Here is a 12412-nt window from a genome sequence, read left to right on the forward strand (position 1 = left end):
GCACTCAGATGGCGAGATACTCGGCGCGCAGGCTCTCGTTCTCAAGCACTTCTGCGGCGGTGCCGTCAAATACGATTTTGCCGGTGTCGAGGATCACCGCCCGATCGGCCAGTTCAAGCGCACGCACCGCGTTTTGCTCGACGATGATCGTGGTGATGCCCTGCTCCTTGATGATGCGCAGGGTCTTTTCGATCTCGTCAACGATCACCGGGGCGAGGCCCTCGTAGGGTTCGTCGAGCAGGAGCACCTTGATGTCACGCGAGAGGGCCCGGGCGATGGCGAGCATCTGCTGTTCGCCGCCCGAGAGGGTCACGCCCTCTTGGTTCTTGCGCTCGCCGAGGCGCGGGAACAACTCGTAGAGGCGCGAGAGCGACCAGCCGATGGGCGGGGCGATCTGTGCCAGCTTGATGTTCTCTTCCACGGTCAGGCCGGGGATGATGCGGCGATCTTCGGGCACGAGGCCCATGCCGAGTTGGCTGGCCTCATGCGCCTTTTTTAGGTGCAGCGCCTCGTGGTCGAGCCAGATTTCGCCGTGGGTCACCTGCGGATCATCCAGCCGGGCGATGGCGCGCAGCGTGGAGGTTTTGCCCGCGCCGTTGCGGCCCAGCAGCGCAAGGATCTCGCCTTCGTGAACGTTGAAGGAGATGCCCTGCACGATGTAGCTCTCGCCATAATAGGCCTCCAGATCCCAGACCGAAAAGAAGGCCGGGGCGGTGGCGGCGTGGTTGGCGTTTTTGGAAAAGTCGGGTTTGACGTTCATGTCTTTCTCCTCCGGCCTCAGCCGTGGCCTCCGAGATAGGCTTCCTGCACCTTGGGGTGGCCCTTGATGTTTTCGGGCGTGTCCTCGACCAGCGGGGTGCCCTGCGCCAGCACGGTGATGCGCTCGGCCAGCGAGAAGACCACGTGCATGTCATGCTCGATGATGGCGATGGTGATGTCGCGCTTTTCCTTGATTTCGCGCAGCAGGTCGATGGTGTTGTTGGTGTCGGCCCGCGCCATGCCCGCCGTTGGCTCGTCGAGCAGCAGCATCTTGGGCTCCTGCGCGAGACACATCGCCATTTCGAGCCGCCGCTTGTCGCCGCGCGAGAGCGAGGCGGCATGGACATCGGCCTTGTCGGCCATGTTCACGTCTTCAAGCATTGTCATGGCCATGTCGCGCATGTCGCGCTGGCTCAGCACTGATCCGATGGCGTTGAGCCTGAAGGTGCCGTCACGCTTGGCGAAGCAGGGGATCATGGTGTTTTCGAACACCGTCAGATCGCCAAAGATCTCGGGGGTCTGAAACACCCGGGAAATGCCCATCTGGTTGATTTCATGCGGGGAGCGGCCCAGCACCGACTTGCCGTCGAAGCTGACCGAGCCGCTATCGGGGATCAGCTTGCCGACGAGGCAGTTGAGCAGGGTCGATTTGCCCGCGCCGTTGGGGCCGATGATGGCGTGGACGGTGTTTTCTTCCACGCTCAGGTTCACATCGCCCAGCGCCTGGAGACCGCCGAAGCGCTTGTTGACGCCTTTGACTTCGAGAATTCCCATGGGTCTCTCTCCTTATTCGCCGGGTTGCTGTTTTGCGGCTTCGGCCTCGGCACCCGAGGCCTTGGCCCCGCGGCGCCGGAACATCCGGCCAATCCGCTGCCCGCCCTCGACGAGGCCGCCGGGCAGGAAGATCACGACGAGCATGAAGAGGATGCCCAGCGTGAGGTGCCAGCCCTTGCCGACGAACGGGTAGACGATGGAGACGAAGAAATCTTCCATCCCGTCCGGCATGAAGCCGAACCATGTGTGCAGGACGCTTTCGTTGATCTTCGAGAGGATGTTCTCGAAATACTTGATCATGCCGGCGCCCAGCACCGGGCCGATCAGCGTGCCCGCGCCGCCGAGGATGGTCATCAGCACCACCTCGCCCGAGGCGGTCCACTGCATCCGCTCGGCCCCGGCCAGCGGGTCCATCGCTGCCATCAGGCCACCGGCGAGGCCGGCATACATGCCGGAGATCACGAAGGCCGCCAGCGTGTAGGGCTTGGGGTTGAGGCCGGTGTAGTTCATCCGGGTCTGGTTGGACTTGATCGCCCGCAACATCATGCCGAAGGGCGAGCGGAAGATGCGGATGGCGAGGTAGAAGGCCAGCAGCAGCATCACGGCGCAGAAGTAGTAGCCCGCCGAGAAGGTGAAGGTCCACGGGCCGACGGCCAGATCGTAGGCGGCGCGCATTTCCAGCCCGAAGAGGTTGGTCACCGGGATCGAGCCGTCAGCGGCAGCGGAGGAGCCGAGGATGCGCGGATCGCTCAGTGTGAGCTGCAGGCCGGTTTCACCGTTGGTGATGGGGGTGAGCACCGAGTAGGCCAGCGCGAAGGACATCTGCGCGAAGGCCAGCGTGAGGATCGAGAAGTAGATCCCCGAGCGCCGCAGCGAGACGAAGCCGATCACGAGGGCAAAGAGGCCCGCGATGATCACCGACAGGATGATCGCCGGGATGATGTTCATCGACAACAGCTTGAACATCCAGACCGCCGAGTAGCTGCCCACCCCGAGGAAGGCCGCGTGGCCGAAGGAGAGGTAGCCTGTGAGGCCGAAGAGGATGTTGAAGCCGATGGCGAAGATCCCGAAGATCACGAAACGCTGCATCAGGTCGGGGTAGCCCGCGTTGAACTGCGCCATCGCGCTGCCCGTCGGGAAGGGGTTGAGGATGAAGGGGGCCAGCATGGTGAGTGCGAGGACCACCAGCAGCAGGTTGGTATCTTTCTTGTTCAATCCGAGCATGTTCTTAGTCCTCCATCACGCCTTTGCGCCCCATCAGGCCGCGCGGACGCGTCAGCAGGACGATGATGGCAACGAGGTAGATGATGATCTGGTTGATCCCGGGCAGGGTGGTGGTGGCCCAGGTGGTGGAGGCGAAGCTTTCGAGGATGCCGAGCAGGAAGCCGGCGAGAACGGCGCCGGGCAGGCTGCCCATACCGCCGACAACGACCACGACGAAGCTGAGCACAAGGAAATCCATACCCATATGATAATTGGGCGCGTTGATCGGCCCGTACATCACCCCCGCAAGGCCCGCCACGGAGGCGGCGAGGCCGAACATGAAGGTAAAGCGCTTGTCGATGTCGATGCCCAGCAGCCCCACGGTTTCGCGGTCGGCCATGCCGGCGCGGACTACCATGCCGAAGGTGGTGAACTGGAGAAAGGCGAAGACGCCGGTGATGATCAGCGCAGCAAAGCAGAAGTAGACGATCCGCCAGACCGGGTAGACTACGCCGGGCAGCACCTGAGCGACGCCGGAGAGGGCATCTGGCGCGGGGGTCTGGATCGGGTTGGCGCCGTAGTAGAACTTGACGATCTCCTGAAGCACGATGGCGAGGCCGAAGGTCACAAGGATCTGGTCGGCGTGGGGGCGCTTGTAGAAGTGTTTGATGAGGCCGCGTTCCATCACGTAGCCAACGAGGAGCATGACCGGGATCGTCAGCAGGATGGCCAGCGGCACCGACCAGTCGATGATGGCGTTGCCCGTGGCCTCACCGAACCAGTCGGTGACGTAGGGCACATCGGCCATCAGCGGGTTGCCGAGAAAGTCGACCTGCCCGGGCACCTCCACCTCATGGCTGAGCGAGAGCAGGCGTTGCAGGGTGACGGCGCAGAAGGCGCCGATCATGAAGAGGGCACCATGCGCGAAGTTGACCACGCCGAGCGTGCCGAAGATGAGCGTCAGACCGAGGGCGATCAGCGCATAGGCGCTGCCCTTGTCGAGCCCGTTCAGGATTTGAAGTAGGATTGCGTCCATCGTCCCCACCTTGAGAGCGGCTTGTGTTTTAATGCGACCGTTCGCGCGGTGGCGTTGCCCCGCGCGTTTGGCCTCGACTGGTCCCTGTTTGGGAGGTCTCTAAGTTTCTAGGTCTTGCCGGGCTGTGCCCCGGGCCCCGTGGAGCGGGGGAGGTGGGAGGCGGCGCGTGGCCGCCCCCCGGTGGTGCGTGGCGCGATCAGGCGCCGTTGTTGCACTGGCCGAGATCGCCACCGGCGAACATCGGGTGATCGGGCTCGTAGTAGACCTGATCGACGGGCGTGACTTCGACAACTTCCAGCAGGTCGAACTCGGAGGTCGGGTTCTCTTTGCCTTTGGTGACGAGCACGTCCTTGAAGCACTGGTGGTCGGCGGAGCGGTACAGCGTCTTGCCGTTGCCCAGACCGTCGAAGACGAGGCCCGAGTTGCTCTCGCTGTCGATGCCGTCCAGCGAGGAGCCATCGCCCTCGAGCGCGGCCACGACGGCGCAGGGCTCGAAGGTGCCGGCACGCTCCACGGCGTCGGCATAGAGCAGGGTCTGCACGTAGCAGGTGTGCGCAGCCTGGCTCGGCGGGAAGCCGTATTTGGTGCCGAAGCTCTTGACGAAGGCCTTGGTGCCCTCGTCCTGCAGCGACCACTGCCAGTTGCACGAGCCGAGGATGCCCTTGATGTTTTCGCCGGCACCCTTGGCCATCAGCTCGGAGTAGAGCGGCACGACGATCTCGAACTGCTTGCCGTTGACCATCTTGTCGCGCAGGCCGAACTGCACGGCGTTGGTGAGCGAGTTCACCATGTTGCCGCCGTAGTGGTTGAGCACCAGCACATCGGCGCCGGAGTTCAGCACCGGGGCGATGTAGGAGGAGAAGTCGGTGGCCGCCAGCGGGGTCAGCACGTTTTCGACGGTTTCCCAGCCGAGCGCTTCGGTGGAGGCCTGGATCGACTCCTGCTGGGTCCAGCCCCAAGTGTAGTCGGCGGTCAGGTGGTAGGCACGGCGCTCGTTGCCATATTCGTTGGAGAGCACCGGGGCCAGTGCGGCGCCGGACATGTAGGCATCGAAGAAGTGGCGGAAGCCGTTGGCCTTCTTGTCCTTGCCGGTGGTGTCGTTGGAGTGGGTCAGACCGGCCATGAAGATGACGCCTGCCTCTTGGCAGAGGCCCTGAACGGCCACGGCCACACCGGAGGACGAGCCGCCGGAGATCATCACTGCGCCGTCTTTTTCGATCATCGACTTGGCGGAAGCGCGGGCGGCGTCAGACTTGGTCTGGGTGTCGCCGGTGACATAGGCCACTTTCTTGCCGAGGATGCCGTTGCCCTTCAGCGCCTTGGACGAGAAGGTGTTGAGCATGCCGCCGTCGCCTTCACCGTTCAGGTGCTCGACGGCCAGTTCGAAGGCGCGCAGCTCGTCGGCGCCCTCATCGGCGTAGGGGCCGGACTGTGGCACGTTGAAGCCGAGGGTGACGGTGTCGCCGGTGGGCTCGTTGACGTAGGCGTTGGCCCGGCTGGTAAACATGGTGGGCAGGGCGAGGCCCGCACCGGCAACGGCGCCGGTTTTCAGCACGCCACGGCGTGTGAACTTGGATGTCGACATGGAAGTCCTCCCGTTGAGTTTATGTGGGGCAAAGGGGCTCCTCCCCCGATATGCGCCACGGCCCATTTAAGGGCTGCCTCATTATCAGGGGTTTCGGGCAAAGGTGGCAACAAGCGCCTTGCCATAAACGATTTTTCTGTAAAGATTTTGTCAGGCAGTGTAGCCAAGTTGTAAAGTTCTTGTCACGCAGATGCAGAATCGCGTTGAAAACACGGGAGAAATACCTTGGCCAAGAGCGTGCTCACCGGCAGCCGGATACGCGCAAGGCGGGCGGATCTTGGGCTCAAGCAGAGCGAGCTGGCTGAGCGGGTCGGAATTTCGCCCTCATACCTCAACCTGATCGAGCACAACCGGCGCAGAATCGGCGGCAAATTGCTTGTCAGCCTTGCCCGCGCGCTCGACACCGAGCCGGTAGCGCTATCAGAGGGCGCGGAAACGGCGCTGGTGGATGCGCTGCGCGAAGCGGCGGTGGAGGGCCCGCGCGAGGGGCTGGCGGCGCAGCCTGCGATGACGGCGGAAGAGCTGGACCGGGTGGAAGAATTTGCGGGCCGCTTTCCCGGTTGGGCCGCGCTGCTGGCGGAAACCCGCGCAAGGGTGCGGGAGGCCGAGCGCAGCGTGGAGGCGCTCTCGGACCGGCTCAGCCATGACCCGCACCTCAGCGCCAGCCTGCACGAGATGCTCTCGTCGGTCACCGCGATCCGCTCGACGGCCGCGATCCTCGCCGACACGCCCGACCTCGACCGCGACTGGCTGAACCGCTTTCACCGCAACATCAATGACGACAGCGCCCGGCTGGCCGAAAGCGCCGAGGGGCTGGTGCGCTACCTTGATGACGGCGGCAGCGCCGATGCGGGCGCGGGCACGCCGCAGGAGGAGGTGGAAGGGTGGCTGGCGGGGCAGGGCTTTCACATCGAGGCGCTGGAAGCGGGCGGCGCGGGGCGCACCGAGAGGCTGGTGCAAGAGGCGCATGCCGCCGGGCAGCTGAGGGGGGAGGCCTCGCAGGCGATGGCGACAGCGCAGCTGGAGCGCTACCGCGCCGATGCCGAGGCCATGCCGCTGGGCACCTTCGCCGCGGCGGCGCATGAGTTGGGCTATGATCCGGGGCCGCTGGCCGCCCGTTTTCAGCAGCCGGTGGAGGCCGTGCTGCGGCGGCTCGCCAGCCTGCCGCGCGACGGCCTGCCCGGCGAGATCGGGCTGGTGGGCTGCGACGGCTCGGGCACGCTCACCTTTCGCAAGCCGGTGTCGGGCTTTCCGATGCCGCGCTTTGGCGCAGCCTGCGCGCTCTGGCCGCTCTATGCCGCGCTCACCCGCCCCACGCTGCCGGTGCGCGCGGTGGTGGAGATGGCCGGGCGCAGCCCGCGCAGGTTTACCGCCTTCGCAATCTGCCGCCCGGTGGGGGAAACCGCCTTTGACGCCCCGCAGGTGTTTGAGGCGCATATGCTGCTGCTGGATGAGGGCTTTGGCGGCGCGCGGGAGGCGCAGCAGGTGCTGGAGCTGGGCACCTCCTGCCGGATTTGCCCGCGTGAGGCCTGCCCGGCCCGGCGGGAGCCCTCGATCATCGGGCGGCAGGGGTAGGGCTAAAGGAAAGGGGCCGCACAGTTGCGCGGCCCCCCGGGGAGGGGGCGGGACATGTCCCGCCCGGAGTATGCGCCAGCCTCAGCCGATCAGCGCGCCGTCGTCGCGGGTGACCTGGATCACCGAAGAGCGCGGCAGGCCCTCGCCGGTGGGCCAGCTGCCGCCGGGGTGCTGGATGCCGACGAACATTGTGCGGCGGTCCGCCGACCAGCAGACGCCGGTGACTTCGGAGCCGTTCGGGCCGGTCAGGAAGCGGGCGATTTCGCCGGTCACCGGATCACCAACCAGCATCTGGTTGTTGCCGTGGCCCTCGAACTCGCCTTCGTTGCTGTAGTCACCGTCGGTCTGGATCCAGAGCAGGCCGTTGCTGTCAAACGCCATGCCGTCGGGCGAGTTGAACATGTTGCCGGGCGTCACGTTGTCGGACCCGCCATACTCGTTGTTCGGGTAGACCTCGGGGTTGCCCGCCATGACGTAGAGATCCCACTCGAAGGTATCGGCGGCGTGGTCGTCCTCGGAGGGACGCCAGCGGACGATCTGACCAAAGTTGTTGGTTTCGCGCGGGTTGGGGCCGTTGACCGGGGTTTCGTCGCCCCCGGCATTGGCTTTCACGCCGCGGTTCTTGTTGTTGGTCAGGCAGCAGTAGGCCTCGATGGCGTGGGGGTTCACGGCGATCCACTCGGGGCGGTCCATCGTGGTGGCACCTACGGCGGAGGCACCCATGCGGGCGAAGATCAGCACTTCGGCCAGAGTGGCCATGCCGGTGCTCTCGGGCGTCAGCGCCAGCCATTCGCCGGTGCCATCTTCGTTGAACTTGGCGGCGTAGAGCGTGCCGTCATCGAGCAGGCCCTCGGTGGAGGCACCGGGCGCCCAGGTGCCGTTGGAGACGAACTTGTACATGTACTCGCCGCGCTCGTCGTCGCCCATATACACCACCACGCGGCCATCGGGGGCCACGGCGCAGGCGGCGTTCTCGTGCTTGAAGCGGCCAAGGCCGGTGTGCTTGATGGGCGTGCTCTCGGGATCGGTCGGGTCGATCTCTACGATCCAGCCCACGCGATGCGGCTCGTTGGGGTTTTTCGAGTAGTCAAAGCGCGCATCGTGCTTGTGGTAGTCGTAGCCCCAGCCATCGGCGCCAATGCCGTAGCGGTCGTAGCCATCGGGGCGGGGAGCGTCGGCATCGGTGGAGCCGAAGTAGCCGTTGAAGTTTTCTTCGCAGGTCAGGTAGGTGCCCCAAGGCGTGCGACCCGAGCCACAGTTGTTCATGGTGCCGAGGCTCTCGGTGCCGGTCGGGTCGGCCTCGGTTTTCATCAGGTCATGCCCGGCGGCGGGGCCGGCGATGGTCATCGGGGTGTTGTGGGTGATCCGGCGGTTGAAGGGGCTGTCGACCACGACCGAGTAGCCATCGTCGCCCGGGGCCACTTCCATCACTGTCACGCCCTGCAGGTTTTGCAGCTTCAGCACGTCATCGGCATTGGCCGGGGTGCCTTCCTGCTCGGCGGGCAGGTTTTCGTCACGGTTCACGTATTCGGAGTTTACCGCGATGATCTCGTGGCCTTCGAAGGAGAACAGCTCCATGCCGTCGGTGTTTTCGCCAAACACCCGGTCGGAGCCTTCAACGGCGCCGCCACCGGCGTTCACGTCATAGCCCTCGGCGTCGGAAAAGAGCGGATCGCCCCAGCTCACCAGCACCTTGGAGGTGTAGCCCTCGGGCACATGCACCTCGTGGTCGGTGGCAATGTCGATGGGGGTGAAGGGGAAGCGGTTTTTCATCGCGTGGGCTTCGGCCAGCGCGGTGGTGCCTTTGAGTAGGCCGGTGCCCATGACAGCAGCGCCGGAGCCGAAGGCCAGCACGGAGCCGAGGAAGCCGCGGCGGGACACGGCGCGCTCGACCACGCGGTCAAAGTCGTTTTCTTCGGGGCGGGGGAAGTTGACCTCGTCCCAGTCGTCAAAGGAGAGGTTGTGTTTCTGGTCGTTCATCGCGTGGGGGCTCCCTGGCTGTGGTGTGACTTCGAGGCGTGGTTAAGCCGACGCTCTCGCTCCGGGCCGGAGGTAACCGGGGCCGGAATCGGTTTTGTGACAGGGATGTTACGGGCAGATGACAAGCCCCCTGCTGCCGGGTTGTGTGAATACACGTTTTAGGCGAAAAAGCGCCAAGTAAAGCGTGCTATGGGTGAGTGGCGCTATTGCACCGCGCCAAATGAGATGGCCAGCCTTGCCGCCGCGATGGGTTTTGCGGATGCTGCTCGGAGCCGCAGGAGCCCGCTGGCCGCGCGACCGGGGGGCACATAGGGCGGTGTCGGGCCGGATTGTCTGAAGCGCCGCGCCGCCCGACGCGGGGAAAGTTATTTAATTTCTAATGGAGATACCGAAATGATTTATCTGTGTGAACGCGAGATCGGATTTGACGACACCGAAATCGGATTCCCCTCGGTGCTGGGGTGTCGAGCCGTCGTGGCGGTAACGGCGGGTGGCCTGTTTGGTTTTCATCTCAACGGCAGCCTCAACGCGGGCAAGAAGGCGGCCCTTGTCGGGTTTATCAACGGCCACGCCCGAGGGGGCGCTCTGCGTGCGCTCTACGCGGCGTCCACAGGGGCCGGGCTTCCTGCGGATTACGCGGAGCTGCGCGATATTGCCGCCGATCTTAACTACACTGGCCCGATTTATTGGGCGAGCCTGCCACAAGCCGGGTCGTCCTACGTGAACTTCCACAGCATCAACAACACGACCTGCGCGATCACGGCGCGCGCTTGGGATGATGCGGTTGACGCGGATGACGCCAACCGGGTGGCCAATGTCGTAGGGGCCAATCGTGCGATGGCGAACGGGGCCGCGAATGCGCGGGTTTACAACCTCGTGGACCCTGCCGGGCTTACAGCGGTGTATCCCAACGCAATCTAGTCGGTTACGCGCTGAAGGTGGCGGTGAAGGCGCGCTTTAGCGCGAGGTCGAGATCGTCCATCGTGACCGGCAGGCCGAGATCGACGAGGCTGGTGACGCCGTGGCCGGAGATGCCGCAGGGCGTGATGCCGGAGAAGTGCTCGAGCTCGGGTTCGAGGTTGATCGAAATGCCGTGAAAGCTAACCCAGCGGCGCAGGCGGATGCCGATGGCGGCGATCTTGTCTTCGCGGGGCGTGCCGTCGGGCAGTGGGGGCTTGTCGGGGCGCGGGATCCAGATGCCCACGCGCCCCTCTCGGCGCTCGCCGGAAAGGCCGAACTCGGCCAGCGTGGCGATGATCCAGGCCTCCAGCTTGTGGACGAAGGCGCGCACATCACGGCCCCGCTCGGTCAGATCGAGCATGACATAGGCCACGCGCTGCCCCGGCCCGTGATAGGTGTATTGCCCGCCGCGCCCGGTGGCGTGCACAGGAAAGCGGTTGGGGGTGAGCAGATCGGCCTCTTGCGCAGAGGTGCCGGCGGTGTAAAGCGGCGGGTGCTCGACCAGCCAGATCGCCTCGGAGGCCGTGCCAGCACGGATCGCCGCCGCCCGTTCCTCCATTCGGGAAACGGCCTCTTCATAGGGCGTGAGCCCCGGCGATGTGATCCATTCGACCATGGCGTCAGATATGCCGTTGGGGCCGAAAGAATCCAGCCCCCGGCTGCAAAAGACAAAGGTTGAAAAAACCGCTTTTCATCGGCCCGGGCTTTCGCTAGAAGCCCTGCACCAAGCCAAGATGTGCGGTCGTGGCGGAATTGGTAGACGCGCAGCGTTGAGGTCGCTGTGGGGTAACACCCGTGGAAGTTCGAGTCTTCTCGACCGCACCATTCTCACAAGTTCGAACGGCGCAGTCGATTCCTGATTTGAGTTCGAGCTCCGTTCGACCGGGCGCGCCATCCTTCCCGCAGCTCACCTTTTTTTGCACCCTTCGCGCCGATCGCGCTTGCGCCTTGGGCGGGAAATACTATTCGCGCTCAGCGGTTTGCGCGGTTCCAGCGCATGGACGACCAGAGCGATATGCCGATCAGGGCCGCGCCGCCGAGGCCGGTGATGACTTCGGGGATGTGGATGACGGATTGGGCAAACATCACCACCGAGAGCGCGATGATCGCATAGAAGGCCCCGTGTTCGAGAAAGCGGTATTCGTTGAGCGTGCCCTTCTCCACCAGCATGATCGTCATCGAGCGCACATACATCGCGCCGATGCCGAGGCCGATAGCGATGATCAGCAGGTTCTGGGTGAGTGCGAAGGCGCCGATCACCCCGTCGAAGCTGAAGGAGGCGTCCAAAACCTCAAGGTAGAGAAACGCGCCGATGCCGCCCTTTGCGGCGGTGTTCGCCGATTTCTGGTTGCTGTCGAGCAAGCCGCCGACCACCTCGACCAGCAGAAAGGTGAGCAGGCCCCAGATCGCGGCGGAGAAGAACACCTGCACATCCGCACCTTTGAGCAGCCGTGAAAAACCGATGGTAAAGAGCAAAACCACGGCCACCTCGATGCCGCGGATGGTGGCGTAATCGGCCATGCGGCGCTCCAGCCAGCGCACCCAGTGAATGTCTTTCTCCCGGTCGAAGAAGAAGCTGAGGCCGACCATCATCAGGAAAGCGCCGCCGAAGGCCGCGATGGGCAGGTGCGCATCCTGCATGATGGTGGCGTAGTCCTCGGGCCGGGCGGCGGCGAGCACGATGGCCTGCCACGGGCCGATCTTGGCCGCCACGACCACGATCAGCAGCGGAAAGACGATCCGCATGCCGAAGACCGCGATCAGGATGCCCCACGTCAGGAAGCGCCGCTGCCATTCAGGGCGCATGTCCTTGAGCTTGTTGGCGTTGACGATTGCGTTGTCGAAGCTCAGTGAAATTTCCAGCACCGCGAGCACCGAGCAGATGAAGACGATGCCGAGGGTGCCGGCAAGGGTGCCCGTCGTGACCCAGCCGAGCCATGCACCAAGGAGGACGCCAAGGGCCGTTACGATGAAAGCCCATTTGAAATAGGAGAGCAGGCCGCGTGCTGATGCAGCCTTGCCGGGGCGGAGGGTCTCTTGTGCCATGGTCTCGTCTTTGCGGGCGGCTGGAATATCTGGATGCCGACATCACGGAAGCGCCGTCACTTCCGCCAGAGGGGCCCGGTCACCGGTTTATCGCGCAGGGGCGCGTTGGAATGAAGGTAAGGGTGAGCGTTGATCTTTCACAGGGTCATCGAGGTGTCTTTCGCTGTTTTTCCGGCTTGGTCCGGCAGGCGTGTCTTCGGTTAAGCCACGGGGGGGGGGACCGGGCGCAGCTTTATGAGATCATGTCGACCGGCCCCTCCAACTCGCCCTTCATGGGGTTCTGTAAGAACTACGCGGTGGATGGTGTCAGCGACCTTGGCGCCCGCGCCGAGATTGCCGAGGGCCGACCGCAAAACCTCATGGCCGCCGTGGAGGCGGGGATGGGTGATGGCAATGTGCCGGAGATCTTTGATTAGTTCGTCACGTTGAAGGCCTAGCCAATCGGCCCCGTCCTTGGGCGACCGGGCCGGTGGGCGGCGCCGCACTGGCCAAGG

11 protein-coding genes and 1 tRNA gene are annotated in these 12412 nt (G+C 64.5%); 4 read left to right on the forward strand and 8 right to left on the reverse strand.

Annotated elements, in window-relative coordinates; genetic code table 11:
* Positions 1-4: 4 nt before the first annotated feature.
* The 5 genes from ACXAG6_RS09325 to ACXAG6_RS09345 form a co-directional block, all read right to left on the reverse strand.
* Entirely contained in the window at positions 5-760 is a 756-nt protein-coding gene (locus ACXAG6_RS09325) for an ABC transporter ATP-binding protein (protein WP_475337165.1), read from the reverse strand.
* Positions 761-777: 17 nt separating this feature from the next.
* Positions 778-1533 (reverse strand): ABC transporter ATP-binding protein, encoded by a 756-nt coding sequence (locus ACXAG6_RS09330; protein ID WP_140013644.1) that lies wholly within the window; start codon positions 1531-1533, stop codon positions 778-780.
* 12 nt (positions 1534-1545) lie between these two features.
* A complete protein-coding gene (locus ACXAG6_RS09335; protein WP_140013645.1) occupies positions 1546-2757 on the reverse strand; it encodes a branched-chain amino acid ABC transporter permease in 1212 nt (403 codons plus the stop codon).
* Positions 2758-2761: 4 nt separating this feature from the next.
* The gene (locus ACXAG6_RS09340) at positions 2762-3772 is read right to left on the reverse strand and encodes a branched-chain amino acid ABC transporter permease (protein WP_475337167.1); all 1011 of its coding nucleotides are present in this window, start codon (positions 3770-3772) and stop codon (positions 2762-2764) included.
* Between the two features lie 196 nt (positions 3773-3968).
* On the reverse strand, positions 3969-5357 hold the full coding sequence (locus tag ACXAG6_RS09345) for a substrate-binding protein (RefSeq protein ID WP_475337168.1): 1389 nt from the start codon (positions 5355-5357) through the stop codon (positions 3969-3971).
* Positions 5358-5582: 225 nt separating this feature from the next.
* Between ACXAG6_RS09345 and ACXAG6_RS09350 the strand changes: the two genes are divergently transcribed.
* Complete coding sequence (locus ACXAG6_RS09350; protein ID WP_475337169.1) at positions 5583-6932, forward strand: helix-turn-helix domain-containing protein; 1350 nt, start codon at positions 5583-5585, stop codon at positions 6930-6932.
* 81 nt (positions 6933-7013) lie between these two features.
* Here the strand turns inward: ACXAG6_RS09350 and ACXAG6_RS09355 are convergent, their stop codons facing one another.
* Positions 7014-8912, reverse strand: a complete 1899-nt coding sequence (locus tag ACXAG6_RS09355) for a PhoX family protein (RefSeq protein WP_475337171.1) — start codon at positions 8910-8912, stop codon at positions 7014-7016.
* Positions 8913-9305: 393 nt separating this feature from the next.
* On the opposite strand from ACXAG6_RS09355, the gene ACXAG6_RS09360 reads away from it, so the two are divergent.
* On the forward strand, positions 9306-9833 hold the full coding sequence (locus ACXAG6_RS09360) for a hypothetical protein (protein WP_475337172.1): 528 nt from the start codon (positions 9306-9308) through the stop codon (positions 9831-9833).
* 4 nt (positions 9834-9837) lie between these two features.
* Here the strand turns inward: ACXAG6_RS09360 and lipB are convergent, their stop codons facing one another.
* The gene (lipB, locus tag ACXAG6_RS09365; protein ID WP_475337173.1) at positions 9838-10488 is read right to left on the reverse strand and encodes a lipoyl(octanoyl) transferase LipB; all 651 of its coding nucleotides are present in this window, start codon (positions 10486-10488) and stop codon (positions 9838-9840) included.
* 122 nt (positions 10489-10610) lie between these two features.
* On the opposite strand from lipB, the gene ACXAG6_RS09370 reads away from it, so the two are divergent.
* Positions 10611-10697, forward strand: a tRNA-Leu gene (locus ACXAG6_RS09370).
* Between the two features lie 147 nt (positions 10698-10844).
* Here ACXAG6_RS09370 and ACXAG6_RS09375 read toward each other — a convergent pair.
* Positions 10845-11918 carry a DUF475 domain-containing protein gene (locus ACXAG6_RS09375; RefSeq protein ID WP_475337174.1) on the reverse strand — a complete coding sequence of 358 codons (1074 nt, stop codon included), beginning with the start codon at positions 11916-11918 and terminating at the stop codon, positions 10845-10847.
* Positions 11919-12160: 242 nt separating this feature from the next.
* Between ACXAG6_RS09375 and ACXAG6_RS09380 the strand changes: the two genes are divergently transcribed.
* Positions 12161-12334: a hypothetical protein gene (locus tag ACXAG6_RS09380; RefSeq protein WP_475337176.1), complete on the forward strand. Its 174-nt coding sequence runs from the start codon at positions 12161-12163 to the stop codon at positions 12332-12334.
* The last annotated feature ends 78 nt before the right edge of the window (positions 12335-12412 follow it).

Source organism: Vannielia sp. ABF1_015, assembly GCF_056160745.1.